The organism is Paenibacillus sp. FSL H7-0442 (assembly GCF_038593105.1).
GTDB lineage: Bacteria > Bacillota > Bacilli > Paenibacillales > Paenibacillaceae > Paenibacillus > Paenibacillus polymyxa_D.
Genome location: NZ_CP151963.1, coordinates 1585888 through 1604386, shown reverse-complemented (window position 1 = coordinate 1604386; position 18499 = coordinate 1585888). Strand labels below are relative to the sequence as shown.

Genomic DNA, 18499 nt, shown 5'->3' with positions numbered 1-18499 from the left:
TAAAATCTAGACAATTAATAACCTTGGGTCAATTTTTTTTAAAACCTCAACAATGTAAGCGCTACAATCTTAAAAAAAACATACATTCTTCCATCCTACGTCATATTTATTCGTATTTTGGAGAAAACAAAGTCTTTTCCGTACCATTGAGTATGTACAAAAAAAGGCATCCCTACACAGCGTACTGCTTGGGATACCTCTTTACCACTTTCGTGGTTTCCACGCCTTCATTATGAATAATTAAGCGTTGATTTTGCCTTTAGCAACAGTTGCCAAAGAGTTGAATGCATTAATATCATTGACTGCAAGATCAGCCAAGATTTTGCGGTTAATGTCCACACCAGCCAATTTCAGGCCGTGCATCAATTTGCTGTAAGACAAACCGTTCAAACGAGCTGCTGCGTTGATACGCACGATCCACAGTCTGCGGAAGTTACGTTTCGTCTGACGACGGTCACGGTATGCGTAAACAAGCGATTTCATTACCTGCTCGTTAGCTGTTTTAAAAATGCGGTGTTTGGAACCAAAATAACCTTTAGCAAGCTTCAATACTTTTTTATGACGACGACGAACGACGAATCCGCCCTTTACTCTTGCCATATCAAATGACCTCCCAAATAATGTTTATACTTTCTTCATTGCCGTGCTGTGCTATTTCAGGTTAGCAAGACCTTGTTTCAGACGCTTAACGTCCCCAGGTGCCATCTCAGGGTTAGTACCCAGAACGCGTTTTGCACGTTTGGATTTGTGGGAAAGCAAGTGGTTTTTGTAAGCTTTGTAACGCATTACTTTACCAGTACCGGTAATTTTGAAGCGGCCTTTAAGGCTGCTATGTGTTTTCATTTTAGGCATTGAACTTCCTCCTTAATTTGTCATTGACTCTTTGGAGCCAATATCATAATCATGCTGCGTCCTTCGAGCTTGGGTTGGCGCTCCACGGTACAAAGATCAGCAACTTCCAATTTCACACGTTCGAGAATTTTTTGACCCACGTTAGCATGAGTAATTTCACGACCGCGGAAACGAACGGAGCATTTCACCTTGTCCCCTTCATTCAGGAACTTCACCACATTGCGAAACTTGGTTTGGTAGTCATGTTCCTCGATGTTGGAACGGAACCATACCTCTTTGATGTCAACGATCTTCTGGTTTTTACGGGCTTCCTTTTCTTTCTTCTGTTGCTCATAGCGGAATTTTCCGTAATCCATAATCCGACACACGGGCGGCTTCGCTTGAGGCGCCACGTTCACGAGATCCAAGTTTGCGTCAATCGCCATTTGCAAAGCTTCACGCGTCGGTTTAATCCCGATTTGTTCACCGTTCGCACCAACTAGACGTACTTCTCTCACTCGAATCTCATCATTGATCATATGTTCCTTACTAATAACCCTCCACCTCCAGAACCTGTTATTGTTGTATTGTGTTTAAGCACAAAAAAGGGATGACGACTACACAGCCGACATCCCTGTCTGATACTCAATTCATCATGAAAGTTCAATTCACAAATCATTGGATCATGACCAGCCGGCAATACCGGACAGGTGAGAAGTCGGACCTTCTACTTGTTAATCCATACTTTTCAATTAACATACTCAAATATCTTATCACGGTGCAATCGAGGTGTCAACACTTTAATAAAAATTGATGACACCGATCTCTAGTCCTATTCCACCGTCTAATTACCCTTGCTTGCTCTGCACCTCTTCTAGGCGAACGACACGCGTATGCTGGGTATGGCTCCATTGCTTGTTGTTTTGTGTGAAGAACGCATAGACCGTAATTGGATACCACGATATCGCATAGACCGGGAACAGCAATAAGTACAGATATACTTTTTTGAATGTGACCTTTTCCAAAATCATTGCGAGCACAAAAGTAGCAACATTCAAACCAATAGCTATAACACCGGTCCAAGCTGGTAACTGTACATAGATGTTCTCGATATTAGGTCCACCAAAGAAGGCGATATCTATCCACATAGCTACTGTCATCAAGAAGGTGAGCAGTACGATATACACGTTCAGACCATAAAGAGCCATATCGAATTTAATCAGGCTTCTATGCTTGATACTTTGCCACAGCAACGGGAAGAAATAACGACGAGCGACCGTGAAATGACCTTGCATCCAGCGCAGACGCTGTCTGGACGAGGCTTTGAACGTCAACGGCTTTTCATCATATACCTTGGCATCGTAATTAAATCTTGGATATACGTTGCACTGCGTGCAGCGCATGGTGAATTCCAAATCCTCTACGAGACTTGTCGCACCCCAGCCCATTTCCTTAAGCAGATTTGTTTCAAAGCACATGCCTGTACCACCGAGGAAATTAGCCATGTTCAGATTGTGACGTGACAGCTGCCACAAACGGTTGATGTACCAATAAGATACCCCGTATGCCGCTGTAATCCAAGAATCCTCAGGATTCTTAGTATCAATGTACCCCTGGATAACACGGGCACCTGTACACAGATCATTGTTCATTTCACTCAAAAAATTGGTATGCGCCAAATTGTCAGCATCAAACATGACAATGGCATCATATTGGCGTGGCATAGCCCATAATTCCTTGAGCATCCACTCAATAGCGTAGCCTTTACCACGCAGATTCGGATTCGTACGTTCACAAGCATTCATGCCGTGAGCGCGAACGATGTCCGCAGTCTTATCTGTACAGTTATCACAGATTACGAACACATCGTAAAGTTCCTTCGGATAATCAAGTTGCTTCAAATTTTCCATCAACGCTCCGACAACCTGTTCTTCATTGTGGGCAGCGACTAAAATGGCAAATGACTTTTCTGGAGCCGCGTGCTCTTTCCTTTTCTTCCGAACCAATCCGAACAAGGAGAATGCAAACTGATAGACTGCGATCACCGCCAGTATGACCTGGAGCGTCACAAAAATAGCGTCTAACATGATCTCTTGTTACCCCCTTTTTATACCCCTTAAAATCTTGCGTTTGTTTGTTTTCTATCTGTGTAGCGCAAGTTGCGGCGCTTTTCGCGCCTTTTCTGTAGTTTTTGACCCGACCCTTGCTTTCTTCATTGGCTGTGCGCAGCCCCCTTTTGGCTGACACAGGAACGCCATTACGATTTTCGTTGGTTTTCAATCTTTTGTCAAAGCCCTTAAACCGGTCTCAGCAGCAAAAAAACACAACAAACTCCCGTTTAAACCGGGAATGCAGCGCTGGACTTCTCATTCATGACGTTTAGGTCTTATTTTCATCCATTTGCTAACTTTTTATTTCTTTGGTCCCTCCTTTTTGTGGGCCAATTAGCAACCACTTCTAAACACTCTATCTTATTAGACGGATGAACGCAAAGAAAGTTATACAATACAGCTTATATTCCATTAACATTTTTGTGTAGAATTGAACCAAGTAAGTTATGAATCTTTAGTGATTCTTGAAATGAACAGCGTTTAAAAATATGATGAGAGCAAGAGAATAATTACTTATGGTCTGATTATGTCAAAATGACTCAAAATATTTGCCGACTGACCTGAACCGGCAACCGGAGGAAACCAAATGCAACGTCTAGTCGTAAAACTTGTAAGTCTGGAGCAGCAGTTGTTCAAATGGATCAACGGACGCTTACACAACCGTTTTTTGAACTTCTGGCTTTATTATCTCACACATTTAGGCGGGGCTACCTTTACTATAGCCTCCACACTCCTTATTTGGTGGCTCGCTCCGAACCCGTGGAAAGATTCCGGTATGAAGGGAGCCATCGCTCTTGGGGTCAGTCACATCCCCGTAGCTATCGTTAAAAAGCTGTACCCGCGGATTCGCCCGTATTTAGCGCTACCAGGTACAAATACATTCCGCAACCCCTTGTCGGACCATTCTTTTCCCTCAGGGCACACGACCGCTATTTTTTCAGCTACCGTGCCTTTTATGCTACAGTCACCGATGCTAACACTGCTGCTGTTGCCTGTAGCGACAATTGTAGGTTTTTCTCGGATTTATCTAGGTCTCCACTACCCAACGGATGTACTTGCAGGAGCGGTGATCGGAACGTCTGCAGCAATAGGAACGGTTGCATTCTGGCCTTAAAGCCGATATGGTATGATTGAGAACATCCCAGCAGGAACAGGTGAAATGAGAGTGGCTAAAAAACGAGTGTTATTATTATCGGAAGGTTTCGGTGCCGGACATACTCAAGCTGCCTACGCGCTCTCAAGCAGTTTGCGGAAGCTTTCTCCGAATGTGCAGACAAGAGTGCTGGAGCTGGGGAGTTTTTTGAATCCAAGAATGGCCCCCCTTATTATTACAGCATACAAGAAGACTGTCGTATCGCAGCCTCGCCTAGTCGGATTGGTTTACCGTCATCAGTACAAAAAATCATTAAACCGTCTTACAACGCTCGCTTTGCACCGTCTGTTCTACACGCAGACCCGAAACATTCTCCGGCAGCTTCGTCCCGATTTGGTGGTATGTACTCATCCCATCCCAAGCGCGGTAATTTCACGTTTGAAGCGCTTAGGTTTACATGTTCCGCTTTGTACTGTTATTACAGACTACGATGCACATGGAACATGGATTAGTCCCGAGGTTGACCGGTACTTTGTATCTACGCCTGAAGTCATGCGTAAGCTGCGAGCACGCGGAGTACCCGTCTCGAAAATCCAGGTGACCGGTATTCCCGTTCATCCAAATTTTTGGGAACATCCTGGGCACGATGAAATTAGAGAACAATTTGGACTTAAACCCATCCCGACCGTACTCGTTATGGGTGGCGGCTGGGGCCTTATGAATGACGAAGTTATACATCGTTCGCTTACTCAGTGGAGAGAGAACATTCAATTTATTTTTTGTTTGGGGCATAATGATAAAATTCGTCGTAAAATGCAATTAGATCCCAGGTTTAATCATCCAAATATTCATATCTTCGGATTTACACGGGAAATCGACAAATTAATGGAGGTATCGAATCTGCTCATCACCAAACCCGGCGGAATGACATGCACCGAGGGATTGGCTAAAGGGATTCCGATGCTGTTTCACAAACCTCTCCCTGGACAGGAGGAGGAAAATTGTCAATACTTTACGGCTCAAGGCTACGGAGAACCGATTACTTCGCTGGATGTTGTCGTGAAATGGATGAACCGACTGCTACACGATTTTCCAGAAATCGTCCGTAAACGACAGGAGCACGTCCACAATGTAGCGCGATATTATCCTCTTCAGAGCGCACAGAGTATTTTGGATATACTGGAACCGAACAGGGTGCTTTCCTAAAAGGAAGCACCCTGTCTTATTTTATCCATTTGATCTTTTTTTTATTTCCCGTACTTTTCAAGGCGTGTTTTTCCGTACTCTTCCAAAGCATCTTGGCCGATCAGCACTTCGACTCGATGAATATTCATACCCTTGCCCATGAACTTTTGTTCATATTCCGTCATGACATGCTCCTCGTTGATCCCCTCACGATGAAGGTTTAACGAAATATTCGTCATTTGTAAACCGCTATCGGCAAACGAATTCAAAGAAAACTCAAATAGTGTCTCCGAATCAGTCTTAAAATGAATTTGTCCTTTGCTGTTCAAAAGCTGACGGTACTTGTCCAAAAAACGCGGATGCGTCAAACGACGACGTGCATGCTTGGCTTTAGGCCAAGGATCACTAAAATTTAGATAAATGCGTTCAATTTCTCCTGGTTCAAAAACATTCTCGATCTGTTCAATGTTTGCCAGTGCCAATTTAATATTAGGCGGCGTATCAACCTCTGAATTACTCCAGGCCAGACGGGACTTTTCTGTTGCACGGCGAACCAGCTCATCATACATATCAAAGCCAATATAGTTAACCTCTGGATTCCGGAAGCTCATTTGGCTTATAAATTGCCCTTTACCCATACCGAACTCTACATGAATGGGACGATCATTACCAAAAAGCTGTTGCCATTTCCCCTTATACTGTGCCGGCTCCAAGATGACTAGATCCTGCTGTTCTTCCAGACTTTCCCGTATTCCTTTTCTTCCGCGTAAACGCATGTTACTCCTCCATATACTCTGTTATCAAGGAAAAAGGAATTTCACCCCCGCTTGAAGATACGGAAATGAAATTCCTTTTTCAATATATTTGGATTGGGGTCCAACTAATTTAATTGTTCATAGTCTACCCCATCAGCAGGTGAAAAATCAATTGTCTTTTGGCAAGCCGCTCTGATTTTTTGACGTGCGGTCGTTCCAATCTGACGATCCTGCCCAAAACGGACACCAGTCAATGCCAACGCCTCATCAAAGGTTAACTCAACAGTAACTTTATCCATACGCGTCTTATCCTGCGCATTCATAAAAGATCACCTCACGGGTTATTTGTGATGGAACCGACGTGCACTTACCCTAAAACAGGCGTTAGAAACAGCATAGCTGCCTCCCTGAAGAATAATCATTAGCAACGGGATAACTTTTATCTTCAGGATCGAAAACAGTCCTTTTATTGTATGTCTGGTACCGCTTACAATATAACATATTGTGTAACCTTTTTCAATCCGCAACGCCGTGAAATCCGCACATTTTATTGACTTGTTCGGTCAAATGATTCCCAATGAAGACTAATTTTTGTTACAATAGGGTGATCGTAAAAAAAGGAGTACACCCATGAAAACAGATTTATTGCCTGCTCCTCTCCTGTGGGGAGATAAACGGTTCCACACTTGGAATTACGAAATGCGTGAGCAATTTCAAAATAAAGTGTTCAAAGTCATGCTAGATGCGGGTTTTACCTGTCCGAATCGCGATGGCTCCATCGCTAAAGGGGGCTGCACCTTTTGTAGCGCACGCGGATCGGGTGATTTTGCCGGGCGTCGTCGTGATGATCTGGTCACCCAGTTTAATACGATTCGGGATCGACAGCATCTAAAATGGCCAAACGCCAAATATATTGGCTATTTCCAAGCCTACACGAATACGTATGCCCCGGTTGAGGAACTGCGAGAATACTTTGAGGTAATTCTGGAGCAGCCCGGCGTTGTCGGTCTGTCCATCGCTACACGTCCTGATTGCCTGCCTGACGATGTAGTGGATTACCTTGCCGAGCTAAACGAACGCACGTACCTGTGGGTCGAAATGGGTCTGCAAACCGTCCATGAATCGACCTCAGAGCTGATTAACCGCGCTCATGATACTCAATGCTATCTGGAGGCGGTGGAAAAGTTGCGCAAGCGGAATATCCGCGTGTGCGCCCACATTATTTATGGTCTGCCCCAAGAGACGCATGAAATGATGCTTGATACGGGACGTGCAGTAGCGGCTATGGATGTGCAGGGCATCAAAATCCACCTGCTGCATCTCATGCGCAAAACGCCTATGGTCAAGCAGTATGAAGCGGGATTGCTACGCTTTCTGGAAAAGGACGAATACGTGAAGCTGATTGTTGATACGCTGGAGTTTTTACCTCCCGAAATGATTGTTCATCGGTTAACCGGAGATGCCCCACGCGATTTGCTAGTGGGACCCATGTGGTCGCTCAAAAAATGGGAAGTGCTCAATGCCATTGATCATGAACTGAAGTCACGCGAAACGTGGCAGGGAAAATACTGGAGGCAACCTTAAATGGGATTCCTATCCGTCCTGAGCTACGCTCATCAATTGGTGGCTACGCGGGTGCAGCCAGGCGATACTGCTATAGACGCTACCGTCGGTACAGGAGCAGATACGTTATTTCTGGCAAAAGCTGCTGGCAAACGGGGCCGTGTCTATGGCTTTGACATCCAGCAAGAAGCACTGCATTGCGCCCGTCGTCGACTGGAAGAAAACGCTTCACCTTCATTAGCAGAAGTATCGCTACTACTACAAGGTCATGAGCAAATGCGGGAGGCCGTTCCGGACATGCTGCATGGCAAAGTCGCTGCGGTCATGTTTAACCTTGGCTACTTGCCATCCGAAGGCGCCGATCCTACGGTCATCACGCATACGCACAGTACGCTCGTCGCACTGGATGCTGCCTTACAATTGCTGCGACCACGCGGCATTCTGACTGCCGTACTCTATCCAGGGCATGCTGGAGGAAGTGAAGAAGCAGATGCCGTTCTTCAATGGGCTTCTGCTCTCCCGGTCTCCAGCGGTCAAAGCATTATTTATCGTCAATTACAACGAGCCGCTTCACCTTACGTAGTGGCAGTTGAGAAGAAATAATGTCGGATTTTAAACTCAGGTTATGAGCGGCTTTTTTAGCCGCCTTACATATATCATTTTTTTAGCTCGTTTGGGCGCTATTCATCCCAGTTTATTGCCCATCAGCACGTTATTGATTTCCCTATTCTGTTAGATCACACTCATTTACTCATTATGGAGGAGAGAAATTATGCTAAAGCCATACCCGCTGCAATTTCAACCTGAGTTCAAAGAGAGAGTTTGGGGAGGACGGGCCTTAGAGCAATTTGGTCTAACCCCACCAGAAGGACATATCGGGGAAGGATGGATGATTGCCGATCATCCAAACGGAACAACAACGGTCATCAATGGTGAGCTGGCAGGCAAAGGACTGGATGAAATTCGCGAGACCTACGGGCAAGATTGGCTCGGGGCCAAGGGTGTATCGGAAAAAGGCGGACGATTCCCACTTTTGATCAAACTACTGGATTGTAATGATGACTTATCCGTTCAGGTGCATCCGACAGATGATTACAAAGGACTTCCAGCCGGAGAATTAGGAAAAACTGAAATGTGGTACGTGCTTGATGCCAAGCCGGATGCCAAGATTATTTATGGTCTGACCGAAGGTGTAACCCGCGAGAGTCTGCGTACAGCTCTTGAAAGTGGGGACATCCTCGGCAGTTTGCGTCAGGTCCCAGTCGAAGCAGGCGATACATTCTTCATCCCCGCTGGAACCGTACATGCACTGTGTGCAGGCGTTGTCGTTGCTGAAATCCAGCAAAATTCGGATACTACCTATCGCTTATATGACTATAATCGCCCCGGACTGGATGGCAAGCCTCGTGAGTTGCATATCGAGGATTCCCTCAATGTAACCTCCTACGCAGGTGCAGGCGCAACAACGATGAAAACGGACGGCTTACAGCCTGGAAAATGGCTCCAGCTGGCAGCCTGTGAGTATTTTGTTGTGGAAAAGGGTATCGTAGATGGAAGTTGGGCACTTTCTACAACGGAAGACAGCTTCACCATTCTCGTGATTTGTGAAGGCAGTGGGACCATAACATGGAACAATAATACCGAGTCTCTTTCCTGTAAAGCTGGAGATTGCTTCCTGTTGCCCGCTAACCTGAGCGGTTACACGCTGAATGACGGAATGACCGTACTTAGATCTTATCTTCCTTAAGGCTTAAAGGATGTGATGTCTAATTATGCGGGAATACACCTTCACCATCGCTGAAAATGATGGAACAGAGCTTTTTGCCTACCGCTGGCTGCCCGATCAGAATTTGCCCATTAAGGGGATTGTTCAAATTTCGCATGGTATGTGCGAGACGTCCTATCGGTACATCCGACTGGCCGAAAAGCTTACTGCTTGCGGTTACGGTGTGTATGCCAACGATCATATCGGTCACGGGCGCACGGCTGGTGATCCTGATAAGCTGGGTATGCCAGGAGCTGATGCGTTTAATCGAATGGCAAATGGCATGCTGGAGCTAGGCGAAATTGTGGCTAAGGAATTCCCTGAACAGTCTCGTTTTTTGCTGGGTCACAGCATGGGGTCCTTTTTAACCCAGAAAATTATGTATGACGATCGGCAGACGTATCATGGGTTTATTTTATCGGGAACCAACGGAAGACGTGGTCTTCTAAAACTCGGAGAGCAAGTTGCTCTACTGCAAGCCAAACTGCAAGGAATGGATCATCGCAGTATGTTGCTCAACGCTATGGTCTTTGGAGGCTTTAATCGTGCCTTTCGTCCGGTGCGCACAGCGTTCGACTGGCTGTCCCGTGATCCTGAGGAAGTAGATCAGTTCGTGCACGACCCATTATGTGGAGCTATTTGCACGACAGGCTTTTTTCTGGATTTTTTCAGGCTATTGCAAGAAATCCACTGGCCTTCCTCGCTGAAACATATCAATCCCAAACTGCCAGTTTATATTTTTGCCGGGGATCGTGATCCAGTGGGTTTGTTCGGTAAAGGCGTGTTGTCACTAGTGGAAATGTATCGAAGCCTAGAGCTTCAGGACATAGAGTATCGCCTCTATCCTGATGGTCGCCATGAGATGCTTCATGAAACAAACCGCGACGAGGTGATGAGTGACATCGTAGACTGGCTCGACCGTCATGTTAATACAGAGGTGACCTCTGTTTCCACATTGTCTGGAGCCTCCGATGAACCTGAACAATCAACCTCGTCCAAGTCATAAGCCTTGTGAGGAAATAAGAAAAGAAACCTTTAAAACCACGATTAAAGTGGGATTGAAGGTTTCTTTTCTTATTCCTTTTTATTTTCCATTTGGGTTAGTTTTAAAAATCACCATGCATTTCGTTCTCTCAGGGAAGTAATATGAGCTGTGTGATGTTTGCCATGCCAGGCATAGATACCGATGTTTCGTTCCAGGCGGATCGTCTGGCCCGATTCAGGATGAATAAACGATCGGTGTAGCTGATCCTCTCCCAACGATCGCAACACGGTCACCCACCGTTCATGCAGTCCTTCTAGCAATTGCAACGAGGGCTCCAGTGGAAGTTCCCTGGCGTCTGGTATTTCGGCCCAACGTCCCTCATCATATGGCTTGATCGTCGGTGTATCCTCCGTCAGCGCCAGTTTAAAACGGATATAGCTGTTCATATGGCTGTCTGCCACATGATGAACTACCTGCCTTATCGTCCAGCCCCCTTCACGATAAGGCGTATTTAGCTGCTGCTCATTCAGTCCTTCGACCGCCAGACGCAGCTGTGCAGGCAATTCAGCAATGTCGTGAATCCATGCGATAAGCTGTTCTTCTGTAATGGTGTCTGGAACAACGAATGATCCTATCGGATAGCGCAAGTCTTTGTCCAAAACAGTTCCCGCCCTTCTCTACATCTACTGACAGTAATGTCTGTAGCCTTATGTGATAACTATGCAGGAAAAAAAGCAGACTCGCAAGAGTCTGCTTTTGTCATACACGTAAAGAGGAGATACACTTACCCCATTTATTTTATCCTTCCAGTAACAATGATTCCGGATCTTCCAGCAATTCTTTGACCGTTACCAGGAAACGAACTGCCTCACTACCATCAATAATCCGGTGATCGTAGGACAACGCGATATACATCATCGGACGATTTTCCATTCGTTCCTCGTCGATGGCAATCGGGCGAAGTTGGATTTTATGCATTCCCAAAATCCCCACTTGCGGCGTATTGAGAATTGGCGTAGACAGCAGGGAACCGAAAATACCTCCATTGGTTATGGTAAAAGTTCCTCCTTGCAAGTCGGCCAGAGAAAGCGAATTGGAGCGTGCTTTGCCAGCCAAATCTGCAATGCTCTTCTCGATCTCAGCAAAGCCAAGACGATCGGCATCCCGTACAACTGGCACAACCAAACCTTCCTTGGCAGATACAGCAATCCCAATATCATAGTATTTTTTCAGTACGATATCATCGCCATTAATTTCAGCATTCACGGTAGGGAAGCGCTTGAGAGCACCAACCACTGCCTTTGTAAAGAAGGACATAAAACCCAAGCCTACATCATGTTTTTCCTTAAACTTATCTTTACGGCGTTTACGCACATCGAGAATGGCGGTCATATCCACTTCATTAAAAGTGGTCAGCATGGCAGCTGTCTGCTGTGCTTCAACAAGACGCTTAGCGATCGTCGCTCTGCGACGAGACATGCGCTGGCGTTCCACAGGCTTGCTGTACTCCGTTTGCGCTGAAGACGGAGGCGCAGGCTTGCTAGTAGCGGGAGACGCAGATATAGATGCTGCACGTGATACTTCAGCGCTGTTATGCGTTTTTACGTCCTCCTGGAATACACGTCCGAGCGGGTCCTTTCCCTGTACCTGCTCAAGATCAATCCCGCGCTCACGCGCTAACTTCCGTGCAGATGGTGATGCCGTCTGGCCATTTCCGTCGCTATTCGATGAAATAGGCGGTGCAGACTTTTCTTCTACTTTAACGCCGCCTCCTACGGAAGACGGTGAAGTCGCTACGGACGGTGCTTCAGGCGCTTGAGTCGCTGCAACTTCTCCAGCACCAGTTGAATCCGCACTACCACTGCCGCTTCCGATCAGACCAACAGCTTCACCAATGACCACAGTATCTCCCTCCTGACGAAGGATTTTCTGCACCACACCTGCTTCTTCCGCACTAATTTCCAGATTGACCTTATCGGTTTCCAACTCCAGCAGAACATCTCCCTGTCCTACGGAATCCCCTTCCTTCACAAGCCATTTGGAGATTGTTCCCTCCGTGATGGATTCTCCCATTGCCGGCACTATAATATCGCTCACAGCCGCTACCTCCCCAGTGTAATATTGTTTTTGGAATCCTGCTTCAACGCCGATTGAATAATTCGCTGTTGTTCTAGGCTGTGTACTTGCTGATAACCGCTGGCCGGGCTTGAACGATCTGGTCTGCCTGCGTAACGAATTTCCGCTCCCTGTGGCACAACATTCCGCAGGCGAGGTTCAATGTAACTCCAAGCCCCCATATTTTTAGGTTCTTCCTGAGCCCATACGAACTCCTTAACATGCGGGAAGCGACCGAAAATATTCCGAATTTCCTCTTCCGGGAAAGGGTATAACTGCTCCACACGAATAATATGCAGACGCTCTTCTGCCTCATTCTTATCCTTTTCCAATGCTTCTTCGAGATCAATGGCAATCTTGCCACTGCACAGTACAATGCGTTCTACACGATCCGGACGTGCACCCAGACCAGGCTGTTCCAACACAGGACGGAATGCTCCTTCGCTGAATTCAGAAGCAGGCGAAGCGACACGATTATTACGAATCAGGCTCTTCGGCGACATCATCACCAGCGGGCGGGCTTCCTCACTTTCGCTTAATGCAGCCTGACGGCGCAGCAGATGGAAATATTGGGAGGCACTGCTCAAATTAGCGACAGTCCAGTTATTTTGTGCGGACAACTGGAGAAAACGCTCCAGACGTGCGCTCGTATGCTCTGGTCCTTGTCCTTCGCTACCATGCGGTAGCAGCATCACCAGACTCGATTTCTGTCTCCATTTGGCACGGCCTGCGGAAATAAATTGGTCAAAAATAACCTGTGCACAGTTGGCAAAATCGCCGAATTGTGCTTCCCAAATCACTAACGTTTCAGGAGAATACACGTTATAGCCATATTCAAAGCCAAGGACAGATGCCTCAGACAATGGACTGTTATGAATACTGAACGAAGCACGTGCTTCCGGCAATGTATGCAACGGGCAATGTGTACGGCCTGTTTCAGGCTCATGCAGCACAAGGTTACGGTGAGCAAATGTAGCTCGCTCCGCATCTTGGCCTGTCATACGAATAGGCTTGCCGTCTGCGAGAATGGTAGCCAAAGCCAGCGTCTCCGCCAAACTCCAATCTACCTTTTCACCTTCGTTCAGAGCGGTTTTTCTACGCTGTAAAATTCGATCCAGCTTCGGATATACGTGAAAAGACTGTGGCCATTTGAGTAAGTTTTCATTGATTTGGCGCAGTTTTTTCAATTCCACTGCAGTACGTACCACAGAACTCTGATTCTTTTTCGCCTTCACAGGAGTAATCTCCGGCTCTTGTTCCGGTTGATTCTTCACCTGCTCATGCGCTTCCTTCAGTCTGTTTTGCACCTTCTCAATGAGGCCGGCACTAAACGCTTCGTCCACAATCCCCTGCTTCATCAGCTTTTGAGTATACAATTTGCTCACCGTCGGATGATTCTTCACCTTACGATATACCAGCGGTTGTGTTGTTTCCGGGTCATCGGATTCATTGTGACCATAACGACGGTAACCAATCAGATCAATCAGAAAATCCTTCTTGAAACGATTGCGATATTCGCCAGCCATACGAGCAGCTGCAATACAAGCTTCGGGATTATCCGCGTTCACATGCACAATTGGAATTTCATAGCCTTTAGCGAGATCACTGGCATAACGGGTCGAACGGGAATCAACACTCTCTGTCGTAAAGCCCAGACGATTATTCACAATAATATGAACTGAACCGCCATTGCGGAAGCCGCGCAAATTCGTGAAATTAAGTGATTCTGCCACGATACCTTCACCTGGGAAAGCAGCATCACCGTGCATAATAATGGTAGCTGCCTTGCTCACATCCAGCTTCGGATAACCAGCCTCACTGCGGTCTTCCTGTGCAGCTCGTGAAAATCCTTGTACCACCGGATTCACATATTCCAGGTGACTTGGGTTATTCGCCAATGTCAGACGGGCCTGCACCGCTCCCCCATCTTTTACAAAACGATCAGCACCCAGATGATATTTCACATCGCCAGTCCAGCCGTAGTTAATTCCTGTGGAACCTTCCGACGGGATCAAATCCTTATTCGGCGAATGATGAAATTCAGAGAAAATTTTACTGTAAGGCTTGCCCAGCACATGTGCCAGTACATTCAAACGGCCGCGATGCGCCATACCCATCAGGACATGACTTGCTCCTGCATTTGTGGTTAGACGAATAATCTCGTCGAGAACAGGGACAAGCACATCATTACCCTCGATGGAAAAACGTTTCTGTCCGACAAATGTTTTATGCAAAAACTCTTCGAACTGTTCTACTTCTACCAATCTGCCCAGCAACGACTTGCGTTCCTGTGTGGTGAGGGGCTTGGAGGACCAACCGGATTCTGCATAGCTGTTCAGCCAGCGGCGTTCCTCCTCGTTATGAATATGACTAAATTCATAGGCAATCGGACCAGTGTATGCTACACGTAACCGTTGAATGGCTTCCCATCCGTTAAGTGTTCCCGCAGGAGCGTTATCCCATATTAAAGAGGCTGGAAAAGCCTTCAAGTCTTGTTCAGTTAAACCGTAAGATGCTGGATTAAGCAAGCGTGTATCCTGCTCTGCATCCAGTTCCAGCGGATCGATTTGGGCGGCTAAATGTCCGTATTCACGGATATTCCATACCATTTTGCCCGCTGTAACCGCTTTCTGTAATGTATTCGAATCAAGATGCCCCAAAGCACTTGTGGGGGGGCCTTGCAATTTGTTGTCTATCATGGAAGCAGCCGAGTATTCGGATTGTGGCGGCTCACCCCATTGATCAAATAGCTCGCGGTAAGCCGGGTCAACCGTTCCGGGGTCCGCTACATACTTTTCATACTGGTCCTGCACATAACCTAGATTAGGTCCGTAATACGCCTGCCAAGGTACCTGTCTGCTGCTCTCTTCCATTGTCATCTCGTTCCCTCCGTCAAATTTTGAAATTCATAGCTGGACGGAAATCATTTTCATTTTTTTATTAATCTTCAATTTAAGTTGTTCACAATATGCTCACATTATATGAAATTCTTCATCAAAAGTCGAATTTCACAATTCTTATTCCTCTTCCATTGTATAAAGTTTTCTAGCTATGAGCATTTCCTTTTTCTCAACATATCCATGCGTAAATGAGATGAATCGGGCTAATCTGTAATCAAACACCTGGCAACTTAAATAACCAGCCGTCGAATATCAACTAACAGCTGGTTATTTAGTCTATGTTGCACCTCATAACGCCAAACGAGTTTGAATGCAACTTCCGAGTCCACCCCACTATGATTACCGTCAACAGCAGAATTTAAAAGGCAGAAGGTCCGATACGATGCAAATTCAAACGTAAAGTGACATTAAAGTCACTTTTCTGTACAATATTCCTACTTTTCACTATTATTTTAATTAGGCATCTAAAAACCGCTTTGAAAGCGAAAGGGATGGAACTGTGACTGGATTAAAACAAGTACTCAGAAACAAGAATTATGTCAGGTTTTTTCTGGCAACCTTCGCCTCACAAATGGGAGGAATTATCGGGGTTACTGCATTCATGTTTTATTTGTTGAAACGGTTTACAAATCAGCCTTATTATGCAACGCTTGCCGAGTTAATGTATTCGCTTCCTATGCTGGTAGTATTTCTCGTAGTTGGAGTGCTGGCAGATCGGATGGACAGACAAAAAATTGCTGTTAATTGTGACTGGATCAGCGCTTTTTTATCCTTATGTTTGCTTATTTTTATTTGGGTCGATTCGATTCCTTTGATATTTGCCCTCCTGTTCATCCGTAGTGCTGCCTCCAAATTTTTCTTCCCGGCCGAAAGTGCCATTATACAGGGGATATTAAGCGAAGATGATTACACCATTGCCGCAGGCCTCAATCAAATGATGGGGAGTCTTTTCATGCTATTCGGAGGAACTCTCGGGGCTGTCGTTTACTGGCACTTTGGAATTACTGGAGCCATCCTAATTGATGCTGTTTCTTTTATTGTGTCTGCACTGCTTATTCGTTCCTGCAAAATTCCAAAGGAAGTACGCCTTCCGAACGGGGCACATCAATTCAAACAATTAAAATTCAAACTTGTCATGATCGATTTTAAACAAGGGTTTCTTTACATATTACGCAACAGACTATTGCTTTGGTTGGTTTCAGGCTTTTTTATGTTCGGTATTTTAAATGGTGGTTTTAGCGTTTTACCGATGTTTATTCTTAAATACAAGCTAGCTCCAGGCAATTACGAGCAGTATATGGTATGGACGGGTATTATTTTTGGGGCTGGTGTGTTGCTTGGTACCCTAATCGCTTCTCTCATCTCTGCCAAGCTAAAACTACACCAAATGATTGCAGCGGGAGTTCTGGTAGCCGGAATGGGTATGTGCACACTTGGATTTGTTAACCACATCTATGCTTTCCTGATTATCAACTTTGTCATCGCACTGATACTTCCGTTCATTAACATTGGTATAGGAGGATGGCTTCCTCGTATTGTAGATCCTCAAATGATGGGACGTGTGCAAGGTTTGATTAATCCGTTAATGATGCTGTCCCAGTCTCTTACATTAGGTTTCATTGCTATAAGCTTTCCTTCATTTATTTCAATTGAAGTCTTGTTTTTATTAGTTGGGATCTGTACCGTTATTGTAGGAATATACTACACTATTGTGCTTCCCCGTTATGCTGATTACAGTACTTCTTCCAAGACCCTTCAGGAATCTTTATAGGCAAATTAAAAAAGTCATACAGCAGACCATTCCGCCAGCGATTGTTGAGTTGCCACTTCTGCCTCCGAATCCAGTTCAGAGGTGGCTTCATACATTCGTTGCATACGACTAGCTCGTCATAACCCAGTAGAGACAAAAACGATAGGGTATGTAATATTCAAAAAAAAACGCCCGGCAGACGCATTAGCTGCATCAGCAGGACATTTTGATTGAAATCGGAGTAGCGGGATTCGAACCCACGACCTCACCCACCCCAAGGGTGCGCGCTACCTAGCTGCGCTATACCCCGATAACCCAGTGTATGTAGATCGATGCTGTTATTTACCATTATATTCTGGTCATAAAATCCTGTAAAGGGATTATTTTCACGTTAAGAGGTCAAAAACAGAGATCATAGGAGCTAACCATGCAAAGCAAAAAATTACTTATCCCCATTGCATTACTTCTTTTAATACAGTTAAGCGTTCCTATCTGCTATACCTTTGCACAGGATAACCTTGTCATAGATCATGAAACGAAAGAGAGATTCAAAGAACAGTATGGCTTGGAAGAACCTCAGTCACCTATATTAGAGCAGCAGCAAAACATTTTATTCGGAGGTGATTGGGGCTTTAGTCCTTCTGCCGATGCTGTGATGCTGGAATTGACCATATGGATTCGGAATCCGCTCATTTTCATCAGTCAACAACTGATATATTCGGTGAAATCATAAGCTTTATTTCGACAAGTTCCATGATATAAAGCATAAGAATCATTTATTTCGTAGCAAATTGTCTGCCACCTAAGGTCACTTCATCCTTCTTATTGAAAAGGTTTAATTCAATAGGTCCCCTACCATGTAGCCACAGCAGTTCATCGAATAAAAATGTCAGTCCATCCTTGCCGCGTAAGCGTTCGATGATCTCCGTGACAACTTGCATAACTTCCCCTTGCACACCTTCTGCCAGTTGCAAACCTCCGCTTTCTCCATCCAAGTAAAGATGCATATGATATGATTGCTCCACCTTCTTCACATGGCGCAAACACAGTATGCCATTTTCGAGGTAAAAGAAATATTGTTGGTCATAAAGAACCCCTTCGCATATCTCATACATATGAGGTGAATCATATGGCCCCTGAGCCATGGATACCCGTTCCAATCCCATTACCCATTCTGTCATACATCCTCGCTCCATTCCTTTGTTCAAAGTTTCTTATTTGCCAATATACTTTCTTCTACAGGTAGTTTTTCAAACTAGGTGGTTGAACGATAATTAATTGCTAATTGTAAAACGTTTTGGTACGATAAGCATATTACTACGACGTTCACAAACAACATCTCAATAAATAAAATGCACATTCCAGTGTTATTTTTGCTGTTTCTAGAATACATTGAATAGTGTTTATTGTCAATACTTTGATGGTTCTTTTTAACACTATAGAGTG

The 18499-nt window shown here is 45.4% G+C and carries 18 protein-coding genes and 1 tRNA gene; 8 read left to right on the top strand and 11 right to left on the bottom strand.

Annotated features, from left to right (window positions below):
- Window positions 1-240 precede the first annotated feature (240 nt).
- The 4 genes from rplT to MHH57_RS07260 form a co-directional block, all read right to left on the bottom strand.
- The gene (rplT, locus tag MHH57_RS07275; RefSeq protein WP_007429517.1) at window positions 241-600 is read right to left on the bottom strand and encodes a 50S ribosomal protein L20; all 360 of its coding nucleotides are present in this window, start codon (window positions 598-600) and stop codon (window positions 241-243) included.
- A 51-nt stretch (window positions 601-651) separates the two neighbouring features.
- On the bottom strand, window positions 652-852 hold the full coding sequence (rpmI, locus tag MHH57_RS07270; protein ID WP_013309379.1) for a 50S ribosomal protein L35: 201 nt from the start codon (window positions 850-852) through the stop codon (window positions 652-654).
- 20 nt (window positions 853-872) lie between these two features.
- Window positions 873-1370 carry a translation initiation factor IF-3 gene (gene infC / locus MHH57_RS07265; protein ID WP_010349250.1) on the bottom strand — a complete coding sequence of 166 codons (498 nt, stop codon included), beginning with the start codon at window positions 1368-1370 and terminating at the stop codon, window positions 873-875.
- Between the two features lie 309 nt (window positions 1371-1679).
- Complete coding sequence (locus MHH57_RS07260; RefSeq protein ID WP_029516470.1) at window positions 1680-2918, bottom strand: glycosyltransferase family 2 protein; 1239 nt, start codon at window positions 2916-2918, stop codon at window positions 1680-1682.
- A 610-nt stretch (window positions 2919-3528) separates the two neighbouring features.
- Between MHH57_RS07260 and MHH57_RS07255 the strand changes: the two genes are divergently transcribed.
- Both MHH57_RS07255 and MHH57_RS07250 read left to right on the top strand, forming a co-directional pair.
- The gene (locus tag MHH57_RS07255; RefSeq protein WP_029516469.1) at window positions 3529-4056 is read left to right on the top strand and encodes a phosphatase PAP2 family protein; all 528 of its coding nucleotides are present in this window, start codon (window positions 3529-3531) and stop codon (window positions 4054-4056) included.
- A gap of 12 nt (window positions 4057-4068) precedes the next feature.
- Window positions 4069-5241, top strand: coding sequence for a UDP-N-acetylglucosamine--LPS N-acetylglucosamine transferase (locus tag MHH57_RS07250; RefSeq protein WP_049816935.1), 1173 nt, complete (start codon window positions 4069-4071; stop codon window positions 5239-5241).
- A 41-nt stretch (window positions 5242-5282) separates the two neighbouring features.
- Here MHH57_RS07250 and trmB read toward each other — a convergent pair whose 3' ends face one another.
- A complete protein-coding gene (gene trmB / locus MHH57_RS07245) occupies window positions 5283-5996 on the bottom strand; it encodes a tRNA (guanosine(46)-N7)-methyltransferase TrmB (protein WP_029516467.1) in 714 nt (237 codons plus the stop codon).
- Between the two features lie 104 nt (window positions 5997-6100).
- Window positions 6101-6298, bottom strand: coding sequence for a hypothetical protein (locus MHH57_RS07240; RefSeq protein ID WP_013309373.1), 198 nt, complete (start codon window positions 6296-6298; stop codon window positions 6101-6103).
- Window positions 6299-6605: 307 nt separating this feature from the next.
- Here MHH57_RS07240 and MHH57_RS07235 point away from each other — a divergent pair, with 307 nt between their 5' ends.
- The 4 genes from MHH57_RS07235 (at window position 6606) to MHH57_RS07220 (ending at window position 10309) form a co-directional block, all read left to right on the top strand.
- Window positions 6606-7559, top strand: coding sequence for a TIGR01212 family radical SAM protein (locus MHH57_RS07235; protein ID WP_029516466.1), 954 nt, complete (start codon window positions 6606-6608; stop codon window positions 7557-7559).
- Window positions 7560-8141, top strand: a complete 582-nt coding sequence (locus tag MHH57_RS07230; RefSeq protein ID WP_029516465.1) for a class I SAM-dependent methyltransferase — start codon at window positions 7560-7562, stop codon at window positions 8139-8141.
- Window positions 8142-8310: 169 nt separating this feature from the next.
- On the top strand, window positions 8311-9285 hold the full coding sequence (locus tag MHH57_RS07225) for a type I phosphomannose isomerase catalytic subunit (protein WP_029516464.1): 975 nt from the start codon (window positions 8311-8313) through the stop codon (window positions 9283-9285).
- A 25-nt stretch (window positions 9286-9310) separates the two neighbouring features.
- Complete coding sequence (locus MHH57_RS07220) at window positions 9311-10309, top strand: alpha/beta fold hydrolase (protein ID WP_342434988.1); 999 nt, start codon at window positions 9311-9313, stop codon at window positions 10307-10309.
- A 107-nt stretch (window positions 10310-10416) separates the two neighbouring features.
- Here the strand turns inward: MHH57_RS07220 and MHH57_RS07215 are convergent, their stop codons facing one another.
- From MHH57_RS07215 to MHH57_RS07205, 3 genes are all read right to left on the bottom strand, one after another.
- Window positions 10417-10947, bottom strand: coding sequence for a YfiT family bacillithiol transferase (locus tag MHH57_RS07215; protein WP_029516462.1), 531 nt, complete (start codon window positions 10945-10947; stop codon window positions 10417-10419).
- A gap of 139 nt (window positions 10948-11086) precedes the next feature.
- Window positions 11087-12385 carry a 2-oxoglutarate dehydrogenase complex dihydrolipoyllysine-residue succinyltransferase gene (odhB, locus tag MHH57_RS07210; protein ID WP_165145028.1) on the bottom strand — a complete coding sequence of 433 codons (1299 nt, stop codon included), beginning with the start codon at window positions 12383-12385 and terminating at the stop codon, window positions 11087-11089.
- 5 nt (window positions 12386-12390) lie between these two features.
- The gene (locus tag MHH57_RS07205; RefSeq protein WP_342425852.1) at window positions 12391-15282 is read right to left on the bottom strand and encodes a 2-oxoglutarate dehydrogenase E1 component; all 2892 of its coding nucleotides are present in this window, start codon (window positions 15280-15282) and stop codon (window positions 12391-12393) included.
- A 520-nt stretch (window positions 15283-15802) separates the two neighbouring features.
- On the opposite strand from MHH57_RS07205, the gene MHH57_RS07200 reads away from it, so the two are divergent.
- On the top strand, window positions 15803-17074 hold the full coding sequence (locus MHH57_RS07200) for an MFS transporter (RefSeq protein ID WP_340884810.1): 1272 nt from the start codon (window positions 15803-15805) through the stop codon (window positions 17072-17074).
- A gap of 215 nt (window positions 17075-17289) precedes the next feature.
- Here the strand turns inward: MHH57_RS07200 and MHH57_RS07195 are convergent.
- Window positions 17290-17363 (bottom strand) — tRNA-Pro (locus MHH57_RS07195).
- 117 nt (window positions 17364-17480) lie between these two features.
- Between MHH57_RS07195 and MHH57_RS07190 the strand changes: the two genes are divergently transcribed.
- On the top strand, window positions 17481-17786 hold the full coding sequence (locus MHH57_RS07190) for a hypothetical protein (protein WP_318626831.1): 306 nt from the start codon (window positions 17481-17483) through the stop codon (window positions 17784-17786).
- 43 nt (window positions 17787-17829) lie between these two features.
- Here MHH57_RS07190 and MHH57_RS07185 read toward each other — a convergent pair whose 3' ends face one another.
- Window positions 17830-18234, bottom strand: coding sequence for a hypothetical protein (locus MHH57_RS07185; protein ID WP_340884808.1), 405 nt, complete (start codon window positions 18232-18234; stop codon window positions 17830-17832).
- Between the last annotated feature and the right edge of the window lie 265 nt (window positions 18235-18499).

Bases quoted from the DNA above. Each gene is read 5' to 3' on its own strand.
- rplT (WP_007429517.1), bottom strand. From the start codon at position 600: ATGGCAAGAGTAAAGGGCGGATTCGTCGTTCGTCGTCGTCATAAAAAA.
- rpmI (WP_013309379.1), bottom strand. From the start codon at position 852: ATGCCTAAAATGAAAACACATAGCAGCCTTAAAGGCCGCTTCAAAATT.
- infC (WP_010349250.1), bottom strand. From the start codon at position 1,370: ATGATCAATGATGAGATTCGAGTGAGAGAAGTACGTCTAGTTGGTGCG.
- MHH57_RS07260 (WP_029516470.1), bottom strand. From the start codon at position 2,918: ATGTTAGACGCTATTTTTGTGACGCTCCAGGTCATACTGGCGGTGATC.
- MHH57_RS07255 (WP_029516469.1), top strand. From the start codon at position 3,529: ATGCAACGTCTAGTCGTAAAACTTGTAAGTCTGGAGCAGCAGTTGTTC.
- MHH57_RS07250 (WP_049816935.1), top strand. From the start codon at position 4,069: ATGATTGAGAACATCCCAGCAGGAACAGGTGAAATGAGAGTGGCTAAA.
- trmB (WP_029516467.1), bottom strand. From the start codon at position 5,996: ATGCGTTTACGCGGAAGAAAAGGAATACGGGAAAGTCTGGAAGAACAG.
- MHH57_RS07240 (WP_013309373.1), bottom strand. From the start codon at position 6,298: ATGAATGCGCAGGATAAGACGCGTATGGATAAAGTTACTGTTGAGTTA.
- MHH57_RS07235 (WP_029516466.1), top strand. From the start codon at position 6,606: ATGAAAACAGATTTATTGCCTGCTCCTCTCCTGTGGGGAGATAAACGG.
- MHH57_RS07230 (WP_029516465.1), top strand. From the start codon at position 7,560: ATGGGATTCCTATCCGTCCTGAGCTACGCTCATCAATTGGTGGCTACG.
- MHH57_RS07225 (WP_029516464.1), top strand. From the start codon at position 8,311: ATGCTAAAGCCATACCCGCTGCAATTTCAACCTGAGTTCAAAGAGAGA.
- MHH57_RS07220 (WP_342434988.1), top strand. From the start codon at position 9,311: ATGCGGGAATACACCTTCACCATCGCTGAAAATGATGGAACAGAGCTT.
- MHH57_RS07205 (WP_342425852.1), bottom strand. From the start codon at position 15,282: ATGACAATGGAAGAGAGCAGCAGACAGGTACCTTGGCAGGCGTATTAC.
- MHH57_RS07190 (WP_318626831.1), top strand. From the start codon at position 17,481: ATGCAAAGCAAAAAATTACTTATCCCCATTGCATTACTTCTTTTAATA.
- MHH57_RS07185 (WP_340884808.1), bottom strand. From the start codon at position 18,234: ATGACAGAATGGGTAATGGGATTGGAACGGGTATCCATGGCTCAGGGG.